The sequence below is a fragment of the Streptomyces sp. SID8352 genome (assembly GCF_009862265.1).
GTDB lineage: Bacteria > Actinomycetota > Actinomycetes > Streptomycetales > Streptomycetaceae > Streptomyces.
In genome coordinates, this window is the sequence record NZ_WWGX01000043.1 from 209,372 (window position 1) to 230,664 (window position 21,293).

At 71.4% G+C, this 21,293-nt stretch carries 7 protein-coding genes; 1 reads left to right on the forward strand and 6 read right to left on the reverse strand.

Annotated features, from left to right (window positions below):
• Positions 1 to 97 precede the first annotated feature (97 nt).
• From GTY84_RS15375 to GTY84_RS15390, 5 genes are all read right to left on the reverse strand, one after another.
• Complete coding sequence (locus GTY84_RS15375) at positions 98 to 4,786, reverse strand: amino acid adenylation domain-containing protein (protein WP_345943444.1); 4,689 nt, start codon at positions 4,784 to 4,786, stop codon at positions 98 to 100.
• Positions 4,787 to 4,833: 47 nt separating this feature from the next.
• On the reverse strand, positions 4,834 to 7,299 hold the full coding sequence (locus GTY84_RS33865) for an AMP-binding protein (protein WP_345943445.1): 2,466 nt from the start codon (positions 7,297 to 7,299) through the stop codon (positions 4,834 to 4,836).
• Positions 7,296 to 18,404 carry a non-ribosomal peptide synthetase gene (locus GTY84_RS15380; RefSeq protein ID WP_161226818.1) on the reverse strand — a complete coding sequence of 3,703 codons (11,109 nt, stop codon included), beginning with the start codon at positions 18,402 to 18,404 and terminating at the stop codon, positions 7,296 to 7,298. Before GTY84_RS15380 ends, GTY84_RS33865 begins: the two co-directional genes overlap by 4 nt.
• 131 nt (positions 18,405 to 18,535) lie before the next feature.
• Positions 18,536 to 19,837 carry an enterobactin transporter EntS gene (entS, locus tag GTY84_RS15385; protein WP_202551153.1) on the reverse strand — a complete coding sequence of 434 codons (1,302 nt, stop codon included), beginning with the start codon at positions 19,835 to 19,837 and terminating at the stop codon, positions 18,536 to 18,538.
• On the reverse strand, positions 19,830 to 20,096 hold the full coding sequence (locus GTY84_RS15390) for a phosphopantetheine-binding protein (protein ID WP_161226820.1): 267 nt from the start codon (positions 20,094 to 20,096) through the stop codon (positions 19,830 to 19,832). Before GTY84_RS15390 ends, entS begins: the two co-directional genes overlap by 8 nt.
• A gap of 147 nt (positions 20,097 to 20,243) precedes the next feature.
• Here GTY84_RS15390 and GTY84_RS15395 point away from each other — a divergent pair, with 147 nt between their 5' ends.
• Positions 20,244 to 20,753 (forward strand): GNAT family N-acetyltransferase, encoded by a 510-nt coding sequence (locus GTY84_RS15395; RefSeq protein WP_161226821.1) that lies wholly within the window; start codon positions 20,244 to 20,246, stop codon positions 20,751 to 20,753.
• A 60-nt stretch (positions 20,754 to 20,813) separates the two neighbouring features.
• On the opposite strand, the gene GTY84_RS15400 is transcribed toward GTY84_RS15395, so the two are convergent.
• Positions 20,814 to 21,026: an MbtH family protein gene (locus GTY84_RS15400; RefSeq protein ID WP_161226822.1), complete on the reverse strand. Its 213-nt coding sequence runs from the start codon at positions 21,024 to 21,026 to the stop codon at positions 20,814 to 20,816.
• Positions 21,027 to 21,293 lie beyond the last annotated feature (267 nt).

A 21,293-nucleotide genomic window follows, 5' to 3' on the forward strand; every position in this document is an offset into this window, starting at 1 on the left:
AGCTCGGCGTCGGGAAAGCACTCCTCCGGCCCGGGTGGCCGGCGCCCGGCCGGACGTTTTCCGCCCGAACCGGGGCACAGCGGGGACTACGAGGTGCTCAGCCGGCGGCCACGCGCAGCGCCGAGTCCAGCAGGGGCCCGATCTCGTCCAGCGCGTGCGGTGACATCAGCTCGTCGTGGGAACAGTCGAGGACGTGCTCGGTGAGCGTGCCGTCCACATGGGCCGGCCACACCAGGCCCGGCGCGTCCTCGGCGGACGTGCTGCGGGCGGCAGTGAAGAACAGCACATCGCCCCGGTAGTGCCGCGTCGTGCTGCGCGACAGCAGCCGCACACAGTGCATGTTGGTGTCCACGATCGCGCGCAGTAGCGCCTCGTCGAACCCGGCGAGCAGCCCGTGGCTGTCCCGGATCGCCGCCACCGCCTCCTCGCGCGACAGCCCCTGGCCGGAGTCGTCCGGCGCGGCACCGTCCGTACCGCTGTCCGACCCCAGCCCGGCCACCGACAGCAGGAAGCCGCTCTCCTCGCGCTCCAGCCGTTCTCGCCAGTCCGGCGCGTCGACGTACGACCAGTCGTCACGCTCCGGCGGATAGGCGTCCAGCAGCGCCAGGAACGCCACCTCCTCGCCGCGTTCCTGAAGCAGGGCGGCCAGCGTGTGCGCCACCGTGCCGCCGAAGGAGTAGCCGACGAAGTGGTAGGGCCCCTCCGGTTGCACCGCCCGGATCTCCGCCAGATACACCTCCGCCAGCTCTGCGGCGTCCTCCACGTCCGGCAGTGCCCCGGACAGCCCCGGTGACTGAACGCCGTAGACCGGCCGGTCCGGATCCAGGTGCCGCAGCAGCCCCGAGTACTGCCAGCTGAAGCCGGATGCCGGGTGGAAGCAGAACAACGGTGGCCTCGCGCCGCGTTCGCGCAGCGGCATCAGCACGCGCAGCGCGTCCCGTCGGGCATCGGAGCCGATTCTGGCGGCCACGCCGGCCACCGTCGGAGCCGCCATCACCGTGCCGACCTGCACCGGCACGGCAAGCTCCGCCCGAATCCGGCCGACCAGCCGCATCGCCAGCAGCGAATGGCCGCCCAGCTCGAAGAAGTTGTCCTCAGCGCCGACCCGTTCGAGGCCCAGCACCTCGGCGAAGATCCGGCACAGCAGTTCCTCTCGGGCGTCCCTCGGCGCACGGCCGCCCCCGGCGTCCTCCAGCGCGGGCGCGGGCAGCGCGGCCCGGTCCACCTTGCCGTTCACCGTCAGCGGCAGCGCGGCCAGCTCCACGAAGGCCGACGGCACCATGAACTCCGGCAGCAGCGCCGACAGATGGGCCCGCAGTGCCGCCGCGTCCACCATGTCCGGGTACGTTTCGGTGGACGGCACCGTGTAGGCGATCAACCGCTTCACGTCGCTCGCCCCCGTGTGCACCGTGACCGCCGCGGCGGCGACGCCCGGAGCGTCGGCGAGCGCGGACTCGATCTCCCCCAGCTCGATTCGGAAGCCGCGGATCTTCACCTGGTGGTCGGCCCGGCCCAGATAGTCGATCTGCCCGTCCGCGCGCCAGCGCACCAGGTCCCCGGTGCGGTACATCAGAGTCCCCGACTCTCCGAACGGATCGGCCACGAACCGCTCCGCGGTCAGGGCCGGACGCCCGAAGTAGCCCCGGGCCAGTCCTGCGCCCGCGAGGTACAGCTCGCCCGGCACCCCTGCCGGGACCGGCCGCAGCGCGCCGTCCAGCACGTAGGCGCGGGTGTTGTGGATGGGGCGGCCGACACAGGAGGAGACGCTCTCGCCGACATCGGCACCGAGGGCGTTGATGGTGTACTCGGTCGGCCCGTACAGGTTGTAGCCCATCGTGCCCTCGGTGTCCTTGAGCAGAGACCACAGTGAGTCCGGCACCGCTTCACCGCCGAGCAGGACCAGCGCCGGACGGTGCCGGTCCACGTCCAGCAGACCGGCGTCGACCAACTGCTGTCCGTACGAGGGAGTGACGTTGACGACGTCGATGCCCACCCGGTCGTAGTGCGCGGTGAGCGCGGCCGGATCGAGCCGCAACTCCTCGCCGATGACATGCACCTCATGGCCGTCGACCAGCCAGAAGAACTCCTCCCACGACATGTCGAAGGCGAACGACACGGTGTGCGCGACCTTCATCCGCCGCCCGCCCACGAGCTTCACCGCCGGTTCGAAGATCCGCTCCCGGTGGTTCATCAGCATGTTGGTGAGTCCCGAGCAGGGCACCACCACACCCTTGGGCCGCCCGGTGGAGCCGGAGGTGTAGATGACGTACGCCGGATGACGTCCGTCCCGGACACCGCGCAGCTCACCGTCCGCCACGGGCGCGCCCGACAGGGACGCCAGCTCCGCCACGGTCGCCTCCGCGTCCAGCACCAGCGGTTGCACCCCCGGCACCTGCGGCACCCGGTCCTCCACCGCGGTGCCGGTGACCAGGCACAGCGGGCTCGCATCCGACACCATCAACGCCAGCCGGTCCACCGGGTGGTCCAGATCCAGCGGCAGGTACGCGGCGCCGGTCTTCAGCACCGCGAACAGCGCCACCACGAAGTCCGCCGACCGCGGGAGACCAAGGGCGACGATCTGCTCGGGACCCGCGCCGCGCGCGATCAGCGCCCGCGCCAGCCGGCAGGCCCGCTCGTCCAGTCCGGCATAGTCGAGCCGTTCCTCACCGAAGACCAGCGCGGTGGCGTCCGGAGTGGCGGCCGCCTGCCGCGCGAAGAGGTCCACGAGTGGGACATCCGGCACCTCGTGCCCCATGTCGTCGCCGAGCGCCAGCAGTCCGGACCGCTCGGCGGATGTCAGGGTGTCCAGCCGGCCCGTCGGAGTGGCCCCGCCGTCCGCGAACTGCTCCACCAGTCGCCGCAGCCGCCCTGCCAGCGCCTCGGCCGCCTCGCGGTCGTACAGGTCCGGGCGGTAGGCCAGGCTCAGCTCCAGCGACCGGTCAGGGGTGACCGCGAGGGTCAGCGGATAGTGGGTGCCGTCCACACTGTGCGTCCAGCCGATCTGGTGCGCGGCGACGGCCTCCTCCCGCGCTGCGTCGTTCAGGGGGGTGTTGCGGAACACGTACAGTGTGTCGAACAACAGGCCGAGACCCGTGGTCTGCTGGATTCGACCCAGGCCGAGACAGTGGTGCGGCAGCAGCGCCGCGTGCTCTTGCTGCACCCGCACCAGCAGCTCCCGCAGCTGCTCCCCGGGCCGCAGCGTCACCCGAAACGGCAGGGTGTTCATGAACATGCCGATCATCTGGTCGACGCCCGCGATGTCCGCCGGGCGCCCGGAGACCGTGGCGCCGAACACCACGTCGTCCCGGCCCGTCTGCTGCCCCAGTGACAGCGCCCACGCCGTCGACAACACCGTGTTGAGAGTGACCCCGCAACCGCGTGCGAAGCTCCGCAGCAGGTCGCTGGTCTCCTCGCCCAGCACGATCTCCACCACCTCGGCGGTCACCGGCTGCCGGGCCGGATCGGCGGGCGCCACCAGCGTGGCCTGGTCGAGACCCGAAAGGTGCGTACGCCACGCCTCCAGCGCCGCGTCCGTGTCCGTGCCCGCCAGCCACGCCAGATACTCCCGGTACGGCGTCACCGGAGGCATGCCCTCGGGATCGCCGCCGCGTCCGTACAGCGCGAACAGTTCCTCGAAGAACAGCGACTCCGACCAGCCGTCGGTGAGGATGTGGTGCTGTGTGACACACAGCATCCAGCGGTCCTCGGCAAGCTTCAACAGGGCCACCCGCATCAGCGGTGGCACCGCCAGGTCGAACCGGGTCGCTGCGTCGGCGAGGGAGAACTCGCGCTGCGCCTTCTGCTGCCCCGCCTCGTCCAGGTGCGTCAGATCCAGCACCTGCCACGGCAGCCTCCAGGACCCCGGCACTACCTGCACCGGGCCGTCGAGCCCGTCGTGCCAGAACCCGGATCTCAGGTTCGGGTGACGGCGCAGCAGCGTGTCGAACGCGGCGCGCAGCGCGCGGGTGTCCACCCGGTGCCGCAGCTCCACGAAGTTCTGCATCAGATAGACGTCCAGCGCCTGCTCGTCGTACATCGCGTGGAAGTACAGGCCCTCCTGGAGCGGGGCCAGCGGCAGCACCTCCTCGGCGTCCGGGAACACCCGCTCGACCACTGCGCGCTGCCGCCCGTCCAGCTCCACCAGCGGGCCGCCGCGCCGGGCCGCCGGGACGGCGGTCTCCTCGTCCAGCGAGCGGGCCGCTGCGGCCAGCTTCTCCACCGTGCGCTGCTCGAACACATCGCGAGGGGCGAGAGCCAGGCCCTCCTTGCGGGCCCGGGCCACCAACTGGATGGAGACGATGCTGTCGCCGCCGAGCGTGAAGAAGTCGTCGTCCACACCGGCCGACGCCAGGCCCAGCACTTCGGCGAAGACCCGGCACAGGATCTCCTCGCGGGCGTCGCGCGGTGCCCGCGACGCCTTGGTGCCGCCCAGCACCGGCGTGGGCAGCGCAGCCCGGTCCAGCTTGCCGTTGACCGTCGTCGGCAGGGTCTCCAGCACCACGATCGCGGCCGGCACCATGTAGTCGGGCAGCCCGGCGGCCAGTTCCTCGCGCAGCCGTGCCGGTTCGGCCGCGCCGGTCACATAGCCGACCAGCCGTTTGACGCCCGGAGTGTCCTCGCGCACCACCACCGCGGCGGCGGTCACGCCCTTCCGTGCGGCGAGCGCGGCCTCCACCTCGCCCAGCTCGATCCGGAAGCCTCGGATCTTCACCTGGTCGTCGGCTCGCCCCAGATACTCCAACTCCCCGTCGGCTCGCAGCCGCACCAGATCCCCGGTCCGGTACATCCGCGTACCCGGCTCGCCGTACGGATCGGCGAGGAACCGTTCCGCCGTCAGTGCTCGCCGCCCCAATAGCCGCGGGCGATGCCGTGGCCCGACAGATACAGTTCACCGGTCGTCCCGGCGGGCACCGGGCGCAGCGCGAAGTCCAGCACGTAGGCACGGGTGTTGCCGATCGGCCGTCCGACCACCGGGTCGGTGCTCCCGGACAGATCGGCGGCGAGGGCGTCCACCGTGTACTCGGTGGGCCCGTACAGGTTCACGGACATCACCCCGTCGGCGGCCCGGACCTGTGACCAGAGCGAGTCCGGCACGGCCTCCCCTCCGAGGAGCAGCAGCACGGGGCGGTGATGCGCGGTGTCCAGCAGGCCCCAGTCGAGCAACTGGCGGGCATAGGTGGGTGTGACGTCCATGGCGTCCACCTGGTGTTCGCGTACGTAGGAGACCACGAACTCGGCGTCACGGCGGCCCACTTCGTCCAGCACATGCAGTTCATGTCCGGAGATCAGCCAGAACAACTGCTCCCAGGAGGTGTCGAAGCTGAATGACGCGGTGTGCAGCGCCCGCAGGGTTCGCCCGCCGCAGGCCGCCACCACCGGGCCGAACACCTCGGACATGTGATTGGCGTAGAGATTGGAAAGGCCGCCATGCGTGAGCACCACGCCCTTCGGGCGGCCGGTGGAGCCGGAGGTGTAGATGACGTACGACGGATGCTCGGCCCGCACCGAGGGCCCCGTGAACCCGGCCGGAACGGCGATGAGTTCGGCAACCGTTACGGGCGCGTCGAGCACGATGCGGTCCGGCCCGGACTCCGGCAGCAGGCCGACGGCCCGCGATGTGGTGAGCACACACACCGGTGCCGCGTCCTCGAGCATGTAGGCGAGCCGGTCCGCCGGATAGTCCAGGTCCAGCGGCAGATACGCGCCGCCCGCCTTCAGCACCGCCAGGATCGCCACCACCGAGTCCGCAGAACGCGGCACCGCCAGTGCCACCACCGACCCCGGGCCGACCCCGCGTCGCGCCAGCAGCCCGGCAAGCCGTCCGGCCCGCTCGACCAGATCGGCGAACGTCAGCGACACCTCGTCCGCCACCACTGCCACCGCCTGCGGAGTACGCGCCGCCTGCTCGGTGAATCGGTCCGCTACCGTGCCTTTCGGCAGGTCCCGGACGGAGCCGGACCAGGAGGACCGAACCCGCTCCAGCTCCGCCGGGGCCAGCAGCTCCAGCGCACCGACGGCCGTGTCCGGCGATGTGGCGATCTGCTCCAGTACCCGCGTCAGCCGGGCCGAGACAAGACCCGCCTGCCTGGCGTCGAACAGATCGGGCCGGTACTCCAGACTGAGCAGGGCACGCTCCTCCAAGGACACCGCCAGGGTCAGCGGGTAGTGCGTGGCGTCCCGGGCCTCGATGTCCGTCACCCGCAGGCCACCGGTCAGCTCGGGCAGGGAGTCCGGGTCGACCGGATAGTTCTCGATCACTACCAGCGTGTCGAACAGCTCACCGCCGCCCGCCTGCTTCTGGATCTGCCGCAGCCCCAGGTGGTGGTGCGCGAGCAGGGAGTTCTGCTCGTCGCGAAAGCGGCCAAGCAGCTGCTCCACGCTCTCCGCGGGCCGCACGCCGAGCCGCACCGGCACGGTGGTGATGAACAGACCGAGCATCGACTCGACCCCGGGCAGCTCGTCCGGGCGGCCGGACACGGTCAGCCCGAACACCACGTCCTGCCGTCCCGTCAGCCCGCCGAGCACCAGCCCCCAGGCACATTGGACCAGCGTGCTCGGTGTGGTGCCCAGGCGCCGTGCGGTCGCTGTCAGCCGAGCTGTCGCCTCACGCGACAGCTCGGCCGTGTGCGCACCCGTCCGAACGGCCCGCCGTGCCGGATCCGCCGGGGCCACCAGCGATGCCCCCTCCAACCCGGCCAACGCGACCTGCCAGGCGGTCTCGGCCGCCACCGTGTCCTGCCGCTTCAGCCACTTCAGATAGTCCCGGTACGGGTGCACGGGCTTCAGCGCCGCCGGATCCCCGTCGCTCTCGTACAGCGACAGCAGATCCCCGACGAGCAGCGGCATCGACCAGCCGTCGACCAGGATGTGGTGCACAGTGATCACCAGCCGGTGGTCGTCCGCGCCGAGGCGGCCCAGCACCAGCCTCACCAACGGTGGCCGGTGCAACTCGAAGCGCCGGGCCAGCTCGGCCCGTTCCAGCCCGCGCAGAGCCTCGGCGGCGGGTACGGGGGAGTCCGTCAGGTCCGCCCACTCGACCGGGATCCGCACCTCGGCCGGCACGAACTGCACAGGCTGCGGAACCCCTTCGTGCCAGAAACCGGCCCGCAGATTGTGATGCCGACGCAGCAGCGCGCCGGCGGCCCGCTCCATCCGGGCGGCGTCCACCGGACCGGCCAGTGCCACGGTCACCTGCACGGTGTAGATGTCGGTGGCGTCCGGGTCGTAGACGGAATGGAACAGCATGCCCTGCTGCAAGGGGGACAGCGGCAGCATGTCCTCGATCCGAGCCTGCTTCACTGCTGAGCCCTCCACATTTCTTCGAGCATGGTGATCTGGTCCTGGTCCAGGTCGAGCAGGTCGAGGTCGGACGGGGTGTGCCCGGCGTCGGTGCCTCCGTCCGCCCAGGCGGCCAGCGTGTCCAGGGCGGCCAGCCAGCCGTCCGCGAGTTCGCTCACCGTCTGCTGGGGCAGGGCCTCGCCCGCCCAGATGAAGGCCGCGGTCAGCTCCGGGCCCTCGGCTCCGCTGACGATCTCCGTGTTGATCTCCAGCGCGTGCGAGAGCGGAGTGGCCGCGTCCGGGCGGACCGCCAGGGAGTCGGCCTCCGCGGCCGGGCCCCAGTCCGAGGCAGTGGCCTGCTCGGTCCGGCGCCCCAGGTAGTTCCAGAGGATCTCGGACCGTGCGTCCGGGTCGAACAGCCGGGCCGAGCCCGCGTTGAGATACCGCAGCAGTCCCGCGCCGACACCCCCGTCCGGGACGCTCCGCAACAGCTCCTTGACCTCCTTGAGTGCCGTGCCCGCCTCCTCGCGGCCCGCCAGCACCGACACCGGGTCGTAGCCGCCGATGGCCAGGCGCATCGGATACACGCTGGTCAGCCAGCCGACAGTACGGGTCAGATCGGCGCCGGGGAGCAGTTCCTGCTCCCGGCCGTGGCCCTCCAGGTCCACGGTCAGTCCGAGGGCTGCGGCCCCGCGCCCGGCGCGGACCGCCCAGTCGCCGACGGCCAGCGCCAGCGCGGTGAGCAGGGTGTCGTTGACGGTGCCGTGGAAAGCGGACGGTACGGCGGTCAGCAGCGGTTCGGTGCGTTCTGCGGACAGCCTCACTGTCAGACGACGTGCGGTCGCCACCGTGTCTCGTGCGGCATCCAGCGCACGGTCCGTCAGCAGCCGCTCGCGCGGCGCCGCGTTCAACCAGTGTTCCAGCTCGGCGGTCCTTCGTGCACGGTGGGCCTCGGCCAGCAGACCGGCCGTCCAGGTCCGCAGCGAGGTGCCGACCGGCTCCAGCGCGACCGCCCGCCCAGCCGTGACCGCTTCCCACGCGGCCCGTAGATCCGGCAGCAGGATCTGCCAGGACACCTCGTCGACCACCAGATGGTGCGCCACCAGCAACAGCCTGCCCGCGTGATCCGGCCCGGCGTCGAAATGGACGGCCCGCAGCGTGACACCGGCTACCGGATCCAGCTCGTCCGCTGCCCGGTCCGACTCATGCGCCACCAGGTCCCGCAGCCCCCCGCCGTCCAGTCCGGCCGCCTCCACTGTCCGCAGTAGCGAGTCCGCGTCGAGTGTGCCGCGCGGACGCACCTCGGCGCTCCACACCCCGGGCCGTGCCACGGTCAGCGCCTGCCGCAACCCGTCATGGTGGTCGGCCACCGCCTGGAGGGCGGCGGCGAGATCCCCGTTCCGCACCCCGGCGGGCAGCCGGACCAGCCGTGCCTGGCAGAAGCGGGAGTACGGGCCGCCGCGCGAGGCGAACCAGTGCGCGACCGGAGGCAGCACCAGCGGGCCCGTGCCGATGTCCACCGGAGGCGACACGGCGGTGGTGCCGGCTGTCGGAACGCACACCCGCGCGAGCGCCGCCGGGGTCGGGTGCTGGAACACCTGGTGGGCGGATATCGCCAGACCCGCCTTGCGGGCCTGGCTGACCAGCCGGATGGAGACGATGGAGTCGCCGCCCAGTTCGAAGAAGTTGTCCTCGACGCCCACAGCGGGCAGGCCGAGCACCTCCGCCATCAGCCACGCCAGCGCCGCCGCGGGTGCCCCGCCTGAAGCCGGACCGACATCGGCCGTCCCCGCCCCTGCTGTGGTGGCGGGTGGTGCGGGCAGGGCGCGTCGGTCGAGTTTTCCGTTGGGGGAGAGGGGTATTTCGGTGATCTGGATGAGGAGTGAGGGCACCATGTATTCCGGGAGGAGTTCGGCGGCGTGGGCGCGTAGTGCTGCTGTGTCGAGCTTCGCGGTCGTGGTGGTGGGGANGGCGTAGGCGACGAGTGTGCGTATGCCGGGCCGGTCCTCGCGGAGTGTTGCGACGGCGTGGGCGATTTCGGGTGCGGTGGTGAGTGCGGCTTCGATTTCTCCGAGTTCGATGCGGTAGCCGCGGAGTTTGATCTGGTCGTCGGTGCGTCCGAGGTAGGTGAGTGTTCCGTTGGGGAGCCAGCGTGCGAGGTCTCCGGTGCGGTACATGCGGGTGCCGGGGGTGCCGTGGGGGTCGGCGGTGAATCGTTCGGCTGTCAGGGCGGGCCGGTTGAGGTAGCCGCGGGCGAGTTGGTCGCCGGCGAGGTACAGCTCGCCGGGTACTCCGGCCGGGACGGGCTGGAGTGCCGCGTCCAGTATGTAGACCCGGGTGTTCCATATGGGTGTGCCGATGGGGACCGGGGTTCCGTTGGCGGGTGTGGTTCCCGGTGGGCAGGTGGCTGCGGTGACGTCGACGGCGGCTTCGGTGGGTCCGTACAGGTTTTCGAGTGTGACGGTGTGTGTGCCGGCCGAGGTGTGGAAGCGTTCCACCAGGTCGGCGGGGAGTGCTTCGCCGCTGCAGACGACCGTGCGCAGGGACGGGCAGGTGGACACCTTCACCTCGCCGAGGAATGCCTGGAGCATGGAGGGTACGAAGTGCAGGACGCTGACCCTGTGTTCGCGGATGAGGGAGGCCAGGTGTTCCGGGTCCTTGTGGCTTTCGGGCCGGGCGATGACCAGGGGGGTGGCCTCGGCCAGTGGCCAGAACAGTTCCCACACCGACACGTCGAAGCTTGTCGGTGTCTTGTGGAGCACCCGGTCGTCCGGGGTGAGCCGGTAGGCGTCCTGCATCCATACGAGGCGGTTGACGATGGCCGCGTGCTCCACCATCACGCCCTTGGGGTGGCCGGTGGATCCGGAGGTGAAGATGACGTAGGCCGGATGGCGTGGGAGCAGCGGCGCCCGCCGGTCCTCATCCGTCACCTCACCGGACGACAGACCTGCCAACTCCATTGCCACAGCGGGTGAGTCGAGTGAGATGCGCTCCGCCGCGACTTCCGCCGGCAGGGAGCTCGCCGACGAGAGATGGGTGAGAACCGCGACGGGGGCGGCCGTCTCGCCCATGTGGACGAGGCGCTCGGTGGGCAGGGTGAGGTCGAGGGGGAGGTAGGCGCCACCCGCGCGGATGACGGCGTGGACGGCGATGAGGAGGTCGAACGATCGGGGCAGGGCGACGCCGACCACCGACTCCGGTCCGACGCCCCGCGCGATGAGCAGGCGCGTCAGCCTGTTGACGCGNTCCTCGAACTCGGAACGGGACAGTCGCGCGCCCTCGGACAGCAGGGCCGTGCCGTGCGGGTCGCGTCGAGCACCGGCCGCCACCAGCGCGGCCAGCGTACTCGGCGTCAGCGGCCGTGCCGTACTGTTCCAGCCGTCCAGAACCCGAACCCGCTCAGCCGGATCCAGCAACCGGGCGCGTCCGACCGGAGCATCCGGGTCGGTCACCATCTGCTCCAGCAGTCGTACCAGACGCCTCGTCAGTCGTTCTGCGCTGACCCGCTCGAACAGATCGGTGGCGTACCGCACTCCGCAGGTCATCACCGGGTCCGCGCCCGGGGTCCGCCGGAACAGGACCTCCAGGTCGAACTTCGCCGCACCGGTCAGGACTTCGTACTCCTCGGTCTCCGTACCCAGCAGCCTGGTCTGATCCGGACCTCCGCCTTCATAGGCCACCATGGTCTGGAAGAGGGGGTGGCGGGCGAGGGAGCGTTCGGGGTTGAGGGTCTCGACCACGGTGTCGAAGGGGAGGTCGGTGTGGTCGAGTGCGGTGAGGTCGGTGGTGCGGACGCGGTGGAGCAGTTCTGTGAAGGTGGGGTTGCCGGAGAGGTCGGTGCGCAGGACGGCGGTGTTGACGAAGAAGCCGACGAGGTCGTCGAGCGCGGTGTCGCCACGCCCCGCGACGGGGGTGCCGAGGGGGATGTCGTCCCCGGCGCCCAGGCGGTGCAGCAGGGCGGCGACCGCCGCGTGCACCACCATGAACATGGTCGCGCCCGTCTCCGCCACGAGGCGATCCAGCTTCGCCACCAGAGTGGCGGGCAGCTCGGACACCACGGTGTCACCCCGGTGTGACGGCATCGCCGGACGTGGCCGGTCCGTCGGCAGGGACAGCTGGTCGGGCAATGCGGCCAAAGCCCCTTGCCAGTAAGCGGCCTGACGGCCGGCCACCGAGTCCGGCTCCGTCACCTCGCCCAGAAGCCGGCGCTGCCACAGGGCGTAGTCCGTGTACTGCACGGGCAGTTCGACGAACCGGGGCTCCTGTCCCTGGAGCCGGGCCGTGTACGCCGTGTCCAGGTCCGCGAGCAGCGGCCCCGTGGACCACTCGTCGCTCGCGATGTGGTGCAGCAGCAGCACCAGTACGTGCTCTTGCTCGGAAGTGCTCAACAGCGTCAATCGCAAGGGAGGTTCACTCGTCAGGTCGAACGGCTCCGCCACCAGCTCCGCAACCGCCCCGCTCAGTTCCTCGGCCGTCACGCGACCCACAGTGAACGGCACCTCAACCGCCCCCGGTGCCAGGACCTCCTGGTACGGCTCGCCGTCCGCCTCTGCGAAGACGGTGCGCAGTGTCTCGTGCCGACCCACCACGTCACCGGCGGCGGCCCGCAGCGCGTCCGTGTCCAGCACGCCGCGTAGCAGCAGCGTGACCGGGATGTTGTAGGTGGCGCTGGGCCCTTCCATTTGGCCTAGGAACCACAGCCGGGCCTGCGCGTACGACAGCGGCAGGCGCTCGGGCCGTTCGGCCGCCCGTACGAGCACCGGCCGGGCGGACGCGGTGCGTTCGGCCAGGCGGGAGGCGAGCGAAGTGACCGTACGGGTCTCGAACACGTCCCGCACCGAGCAGGCCGTCCCCGCCGCACGCACCTGGGCCACCACCCGGGTGGCCAGCAGGGAATGACCGCCGAGCGCGAAGAAGTCGTCGTCGGCGCCGACCGAGGACAGACCCAGGACCTCCGCGAACACCGCGGCGATCCGCTCCTCCACCGCACCGCTCGGCGAGCGTGAAGGCTCGGCGGCGATGGAGGCGGGAGCGGGCAGCGAGGCACGGTCCAGCTTGCCGTTGACGTTCACCGGCAGTGCGTCCAGCATCACCACCGCCGCCGGGACCATGTACTCCGGCAGCCGCTCGGCCAGTTCGCGGCGCACCACCGCCGGATCCGCGGTACCCGTCGCGTACGCCACCAGCCGACGCACCCCTGGTACGTCCTCTCTGAGGATCACCGCAGCCGTGCGCACACCGTGACACGCGGTCAGTGCCGCCTCGACCTCTCCGGGTTCGACACGGAAGCCGCGGATCTTCACCTGTTGGTCCGCGCGGCCCAGGAACTCCAGCAGTCCGTCCGGGCGCCATCGCGCCAGATCGCCCGTGCGGTACATCCGGCTGCCCGGAGTACCGTACGGGTCGGCCACGAACCGCTCCGCGGTCAGCGCGTACCGGCCCAGATAGCCGCGGGCGTTCTGCACCCCTGCCAGATACAGCTCACCCGGTGTCCCGGGTGGCACCGGACGCAGTCGCGCGTCCAGGACGTAGGCCCGGCTGCGGTCCAGTGGGCGGCCCACGACCGGCGTGGCACAGTCCGTCACGCGGGCCACGAGCGCGTCGACGGTGAATTCGGTCGGCCCGTAGTAGTTGACCGTCTCCACGTCCGGGACCGCTCGCAGCTCCTCCCACAGCGCAGGCGGCACCGCCTCGCCGCCGAGCAGGAACAGCGGCGGGCGCCATGCGCCCCTGAGCAGGCCGGCGTCCAGGAGCTGCTGCCCGTAGGACGGGGTCACATCCAGTGTGTCGATGTGATGCTCCCGCACGTAGGCAACCACGGCGTTCGCGTCCCTGCGTCCGTACTCGTCGAGGATGTGCAGCTCATGACCGGCGATCAGCCACAGCAACTGTTCCCAGGACGAGTCGAAGGAGAAGGAGGCGGTGTGCAGCGCCCGCACCCGTCGGCCGAGCCGCTCGGCGACCGGTTCGTACAGCTCCCGGTGGTGGTCGCGGTAGAGGCTGGCCAGACCGGCGTGGTGCAGGCTGACGCCCTTGGGACGGCCGGTGGAACCGGAGGTGTAGATGACATAGGCCAGGTGGTCCGGGCCCGGGACGGGCAGGTCCGGAGCGGGCTCCACCCCGGCGAGACGCTCGGCGGTGGCCGGATCGTCCAGCACCAGCCGTGCTGCACCGTGCGAATGGGGCACGTCCGCGTCGGTGGCCGAGGTGGTGACAACGCACACCGGCGCCGCGTCCCGCAGCATGAAGTCGACTCGCTCCGCCGGGTGGTCGAGATCCAGTGGCAGATAGGCACCGCCGGCCCGCAGCACCGCGAACGCGGCCACCACCGAGTCCGCGGACCGGGGCACGGCCAGCGCCACCACCGCCTCCGGGCCCACGCCCTCCGCGGTCAGCAGCAGGGCCAGGCGGTCCACGCGCTCACCCAGTTCGGCGAAGGTCAGCCGGGTGTCACCGGCCACGACGGCCACCGCGTCCGGGGTGCGCGCCACCTGCACGGCGAGCGCATCAAGCACGGTGCCGTATGGGGAGGAGTCCTCGACGGCGTCCGTCATCGGGCGCCGAGTGCCGCTCCAGCGGGCCAACCGCGCACGCTCCGAATCGTCGAGCAGGTCCAGCGCCGCGACCGGTGCGGCCGGGTCGGCCACAGCCTGCTCCAGGAACCGCAGCAGCCGGTCCGCCAAGGTGTCGGCCGTTGCCCGGTCGAACAGGTCGGCGGCGTAGAAGATCTCCAGGTCCAGCTCGTCGCCGTGCGCGGTGTCGGAGAACGTGATGTCCAGGTCGAACTTGGTGACACCCGGGTCCACCCGGTCCACCCGGGCATCGAGGCCGAACAGCGCGCGCATGTCCTGTGTGACGGTGCTGTGCGCCACCATGGTCTGGAAGAGGGGGTGGCGGGCGAGGGAGCGTTCGGGGTTGAGGGTCTCGACCACGGTGTCGAAGGGGAGGTCGGTGTGGTCGAGTGCGGTGAGGTCGGTGGTGCGGACGCGGTGGAGCAGTTCTGTGAAGGTGGGGTTGCCGGAGAGGTCGGTGCGCAGGACGGCGGTGTTGACGAAGAAGCCNACGAGGTCGTCGAGCGCGGTGTCGCCACGCCCCGCGACGGGGGTGCCGAGGGGGATGTCGTCCCCGGCGCCCAGGCGGTGCAGCAGGGCGGCGACCGCCGCGTGCACCACCATGAAGACGCTGCTACCGCTCTCTCGAGCCAACAGGCGTATCGCCGAGGCAAGTTCGGCCGGAAGCGGGCGGTGCACCATACCGCCCGCGTTGCTCACCACCGCTGGACGCGGGCGGTCCGTCGGCAGGGACAGTTCCTCGGGGAGACCGGCCAGGGCCTGGCCCCAGTAGGTGGCCTGGCTGCCCGCCAGCGACCGCGCGTCCCGAGTACCGCCGAGCAACTCGCGCTGCCATATGGCGAAGTCGGCGTACTGCACGGGCAAATCGGCGAATTCCGGGGCCCGGCCCTCGCGTCGCGCTGCGTACGCCTCCTCCAGCCCGTGCAGGAGCGGCCCCATGGACCACTCGTCACTCGCGATGTGGTGCAGCAGGACCACCAGGGCATGCGCATCGCTCTCCGGATCACGCAGCACGGTGACCCGGACCGGCGGCTCCGCCGACAGATCGAAGAGATGCCCGAGTGCGGCACCGGCCTCCGCGTCGAACCGGTCGCGCGGCACATCCACCACCCGCAGCCGGACCCCGGCCTCCTCGGGCGTGAGAACCCGCTGGTACGGCTCGCCGTCCGCCTCCGCGAACACGGTGCGCAGCACCTCGTGCCGGGCCACGACGTCGCGCAGGGCGGCGTCGAGCGCGTCGGTGTCCAGTGCCTGCTCGAAGCGGGCCACGAAGGGGATGTTGTAGGTGGCGCTCGGCCCTTCCATCTGGTCCAGGAACCACAACCGCGCCTGTGCGTGGGACAGCGGCAGCCGCTCCGGCCGCCCGGCCGCCCGCGTCAGCCTGGGCCGACGGGATCCGGACCGCTCGGCGAGGCGGGCTGCCAGCGCCGCCGGGGTGCGCGCCTCGAACACGTCCCGGATGCCGCACTCGGTCCCCAGCACCGTGCGCACCCGGGCGATCACCCGAGCCGCGAGCAGTGAGTGACCACCGAGGGTGAAGAAGTCGTCCTCCGGACCCGCCGCGGAGAGGCCGAGCACATCGGCGAAGATCCCGGTCAGGATCTCCTCGCGGGCGCCGCGCGGTGCCCGGCCCCCACCGGCTCCGGCCGGACCGGACATGTCCGGAGCGGGCAGTGCCCGACGGTCGATCTTGCCGTTGGCGGTCAGCGGGAAGGCGTCGAGCACCACGACCGCCGAGGGGACCATGTACTCGGGCAGCCGTGCGGCCGCCACGTGCCGCAGTACCGCCGGGTCCGGCGCGGTGCCTTCGCCGGAGGCGGTTACATATCCCACCAGGTGCTGTGATCCGGGCAGATCCTCACGGACCACGACCACGGCCCGGCCCACCTCGACGGGGTCGCCGAGGACGCTCTCGATCTCACCCGGTTCGATACGGAAGCCGCGCACCTTCACCTGGTCGTCGGCTCGGCCCAGGAAGTCGATCCGCCCGTCCGTGCGTCGCCGTACGAGATCGCCCGTGCGGTACATCCGGCTGCCCGGAGCGCCGTACGGGTCGGCCACGAAGCGCTCCGCGGTCAGCGAGTACCGTCCCAAGTAGCCGCGGGCGAGCTGGTCCCCCGCCAGGTAGAGCTCACCCGGGCGTCCCACCGGGGCCGGCCGCAGCGCGCAGTCGAGTACGTAGGCGCGGGTGTTCCAGAACGGGCTGCCGATGTCCGGGACGCCGGTGTGGTCGGGGCCGAGGACGGCCGACGTGGCCCAGACGGTGACCTCGGTGGGCCCGTACACGTTGGTGACCGTGCGCGCGGTGCGGGCCAGCCGCTCGGCCAGGTCGGCGGGCAGCGCCTCGCCGCCGACGAGGGCCTTGGTGCCGCCCAGTGTGGCCGGGCGGCCGTCCTCCAGGAGGGCGTGCCACAGGGAGGGGGTCGCCTGCATCACCGCCGGCCGGTGCCGGTCCACGAGCGCGGCCAGCGCGGCCGGGTCCCGTACGGTGTCCCGGTCGGCCAGTACCGCCGTCGCGCCGCTGATCAACGGGCCCCAGATCTCCAGGGCGGCGATGTCGAACGAGATCGTGGTGACCGCGACCAGGGCGTCCCCGGCCGTGAGTGCCAGCTCGTGGACCTGCATGTTCAGGAAGTTGGCGAGTGCGGCGTGCGGGATCACCACCCCCTTGGGCCTGCCAGTGGAGCCCGAGGTGTGGATGACGTACGCGGGGTGTGCGCCGTCGAGCGGGACGGGCCGCTCGGCCGGGGCCAGCGGGAGTCCGGTCAGATCGGCGAACGCTGCCAGTGTGTCGGGCGCGTCCAGGACGACCGTCCCGATGCCGGGCACATCCGGGGCGTCGGGCGCCGCGTCCCGGGTGGTGAGCACGCACACCGGGCGTGCGTCGCGGACCATGAACTCCAGCCGGTCCGCCGGGTAGTCCAGGTCCAGCGGCAGATAGGCGCCACCCGCCTTGAGTACGGCGAGCAGGGAGACGATCAGATCGGCCGACCGGGGCACGGCGAGACCGACGTAGCTCTCGGGGCCCACTCCGCGGGAGATCAGCAGCCGCGCCAGGCGGTTGGCGCGTTCGTCCAGGTCCGCGTAGCTGTGGCTGTGAGGGCCGCACACCAGCGCGGTGGCCGACGGGTGGGTGCGGACCCGCTCCTCGAAGAGGTCCACCACCGTGCCCGGCGGCACCTCGCGGCCGGTGGCGTTGACGTCCTCGACCAGGGCACGCCGGCTGTCCGCGTCCAGCAGGTCCGGACGGCCAACGGGTGTCTGAGGACCCGCTGCGGCGGCCTGGGTGAGGAAGTGGGCGAACTCCGCGGTGCGGGAGGCCAGTTCCTCCTGACCGTAGGCCTGAGGGTTGCCGTCGAACTCGAAGCGGATACGGCCCTCACCGGCGTCGCGGTGCAGGGCGAGGGTGATGTCATCGACCGGGCCGGCCGCCACGTTGTGGACGGTGCCCGGCGCGCCCGCGAAGTCCAGGGCGTTGTCGAACGCCTTGACGTTCACCATCGGCCCCAGCAGGCCCTGTTCCCGGCCCACCAGGCCGAGGTCGCGGCGGATGTCCTCGGCACGGTATCGCTGGTGGCGGCGAAGACTGCGTATCTGTCCGGCGACATCGGCGGTCAGTTCGGCCAGCGGGCACTCCGGGCGCACCGTCACCCGCAGCGGCAGCACGTTGACCACCATCGCGGGCACCTTGAGCGCGGCCGAACCGAGCCGGGCCATCGTGGGTATCGACAGCAGCACGTCCCGGGCACCGGTGGAGCGGTGCAGGAACGCGGCGAACGCGGCGGTCACCGTGTCGGCCCAACTGGCGCGTGCGGCCCGCGCCACGGCCAGTAGCCCGGCCGTCGTCTCCGCCGAGAGGGTCGCTCCCTCGCGACGGAAGCTTGCGGAGGCCGGGAAGGAGGCGCCGGCCAGCGGCTCGGGCTGTGGGCGGTCCGCGAGCCGGGCCAGCCAGTAGGCGCGGTCCCGTGTGTGGCGTTCGGTGTCGGCGTAGTCCCGCTCCTCGGCCACCACCGACGCCAGGGAGCCGAACGGCGACGGACTGGGTTCCTCGCCGCGGGCCAGCGCCGTGTAGACCTCGGCGGTGCGGCGGGATATCAGGGAGAAGCTGTAGGCGTCGAGCGCGATGTGATGGGCGCGCTGATACCACAGCACACGGTCCGGGCCGACCACGTGCAGGGCGAACGCGAACAGCGGTTCGGTGAGGGGGTCTGCGGGCCGGTCCATGTCGGCGCGCATCCACGTGAGCGCCGCCCCGCGAGGGTCCGCCTGACCGGTGTGGTCGAGCATCCGGAGTACTGGGCCCTCGAACTCGTCTTCGGCGAGGATCTGTTCGGCGTTGCCTGCAGTGTCCTCTTCGAAGCGCACGGTCAGCGCCTCGGACTCGGTGATCACACGACGAACGGATGCCTCGAACAGCTCCGTGTCGAGTGCGCCGTCGATCTCGACGTACTGGCCGACGTTGTAGACCGGGGAGTCGGGGGCGAGCCGCTGGCCGTACCAGACGCCGGTCTGGGCCCCGGTGAGGGGAAGTCGCCGCAAAGCACGCTCGGTCATGGATCTTGCTCCAGGGTGCGCACGCGGTGGGCCGGGGACCGGGACCGCAGGGGGGAATGAGTCGTGCCGCGGACCGCGCCGGGAGGATGGGCGCGGTCGGACGGCGGGGGGAGAGAGGAGGACCGGGCGGTTCAGCCGGCTGCCGCGCGGGCACCGTCGGAGGGCACCAGGCCGCCCGTGGCAGGCGGAGTGCCGTCCTTGCCGGGAAGGGTTGCCCTACGCAGTCCGGGTACCGCCACGGCCACCGCCACTGCGGCGACCGCACAGACCGCGCCGTTGAGTACCGCAGCCGCAGCCGGACTGAACCAGCGTGCCAGCAGGGCCACTTCGGCGTCGCCGACGACATCGCCAGTAGTTCCCTGAGCGGTGATCACGCTGACAAGCCGACCGCGCAGCCGGTCCGGTGTGCTGTGCTGGACAAGGGCGTACTCCAGGATCTCGTACACCGTCCCGGCCGCACCGGCGATGGCGAGCATTGCCACGGCCACGGCGACATGGCCGCTCAGGCCGAAGCCCACGGTCGCCAGTCCGCCCGTGAACGCGGCGGTCAGCAGCATCCGTCCGGGCCGGGCGGTGCGGGTCAGCCAGCCGCTGGTTGCGGACACCAGGACGGCGCCGACGGCGGGCGCGGTGTAGAGCAGGCCGAGCATGACTTCGCCCCCGCCGAAGCGGGTGTCCACCAGCTCCGGGAACAGTACGACCGGCAGATTGAACAGCGCGGTCACGCCGCCCAGGACGAGCAGTCCGCCGACGACACGGTTGCGCAGCGCGTATTTGAGGGCCACCAGCGGTGAGCCGCTGTCCTCGGCACCTTTCTCGTCATCGGCGTGCTTCACCGGGGGCAAGGGCCGGATCCGGGAGATCAGCAGGGTCGTGACGCCGGTGGTGAACGCGGTGAACGCGAAGACCGGGCCCGGACCGCCGAGAGCCAGCAGCACACCGCCGAGCAGCGGTGCGGCGATCGAGCCGATCTCGCCGGTGAGGGAGATCAGCGCACCGGCCGCGGGGAGTTGGTCGGAGCGCACCAGGGTCGGGGCCACCGCCATCAGCGCCGTGACGCTCACTCCGGTGGCCAGTCCGTCCCAGGCCACGCACAAGTAGATCGCCCACAGGGACTGCTCCGGAAGAAAGGCGTTGACGGCCAGCCCGGCGAACGCCAGGGCCGCCGCGCCACGTGCGCAGACGATGAGCCGGCGGCGGTCCGTGCGGTCGGCCATCCAGCCGCCCCACAAGGAGCCGAGCAGCACCGTGATGCTCATGATCATGGTGCTGACGGCGACGTGGAAGGTGGCGCCGGTCAGCTCGTAGACCTGCGAGGCGAGTGCGACCGTCGCCATCCCGAGCCCGAACAGGGACACCACGCGCGCGATGAAGATGGCTCGGAAGTCCCGGCTGGTGCGCAGGGGTTCGACATCGATCAGAAGGTCACGCATCCGCACGAGGTGCTCCGCCCGGCGCGAGGAGGCCGGTCCACTCGGTGAGCGTCGGGCGTTCCGCGAGGTCCACGAAGCTGATTTGCGCCCCGTCCGCCCGCCATGTCTCCACCAGCGTCATCAGACGGATCGAGTCCAGGCCCTGGTCGAGCACGTTCTCGTCCACCGCGATCTCGTCCGGGTCGAGGTACAGCACCTCCGCCACGTCGCGCACCAGGCGCTCCAGCGTGAACATCTGCTCCGAGTCGTTCTCGGTCATCTGCGGTCCTTCTCCCCTAAGAGAGCGCATCAATGGATGCTGGATTAGGTAAGGCTAACCTAACTATCTATGCTCGGTCCGAGTCAAGCCGGTCCGTCGCGCACGACCTGGCGCCCGGCGTCCCAACTCCACGAGAGCGAGAGGCAGATGACGACGCAACTGTCCCGCAGCGGACCCCGACCCGCTCACGACCCCGTCGTGCGCACCGCCACGACGGGGGACGCGGACGAGCTCTACCGCCTGTCCCGCGGCTTCGCCCACAAGGGCGCGCTGCGCGCGAGGGCGTCGCGGGTGTACGCGCGGTCGGTGGGCGACTTCCGGGTCGCCGAGTCGGCGACGGAGGGTGTCGTGGGATGCGTGGGGCTGCGCCGCCATCCGATGCCGGGCGGGGACACCGCCGTTCTCTACAACTTCTGTGTGTCGCCCACCAGTCAGGGCCGGGGAGTCGGTTCGGCTCTGCTGCGGGCGACGCTCGCCGCAGCGGTCGCCCAGTCCGTCGTGCGCGTGTACACAGCTACCGTCGGCGTCGGCACGCTGTTCCTGCGGCACGGATTCGTCCCGGGGGCCACGGACGGGGCGCCGGCGGCCTGGCTGGCCGCGCTGGATCCCCGCCGGGGCTCACAAGTGCTGGCCCTGGTGCTGACAGCCGGGCGCTGACGGCGCACCAGGCAGCCTTTGGGAGGGAACCACGGAGGCTGCCCGGTGTCCTGGGAGCAGTCAGGGCCGCGCCGCCGTCAGGCTGGCCGGGCGCATGTCGGTCCAGTGCTCCTCCACGTAGGCGGCGCAGCCCTGTCGGGAATCCTCACCGTGGACCACGGTCCAGCCGGCAGGCACCTCGGCGAACGCGGGCCACAACGAGTGCTGGTTCTCCACGTTGACGAGTACCACGTACCGGGCTTCGTCGTCCTCGAACGGATTGGTGGCGGTCATTTGGGACTCTCCTTCATATGTGCGGATGGGATCGTGGGTCCGGCTGCGGCTGCGGCTGCGGCTGGGGCCTGTGGCCGGGCACGGTGCGCGGGCCCGCCTCCGCGCGCGGCCACGGGGGCGAGGACCGGGATCTCGCCCTTCGCCCAGGGCCGTGTACACCTCGGCGATGCGCTGGGTGAGCGGGGTGACGCCGCAGCCGTCCATCCGGACGGGACGGCTGCTCTCCTGGCGTATCCGGCAGCGCGTTCGGGGCGCCTCGGTGAAGAC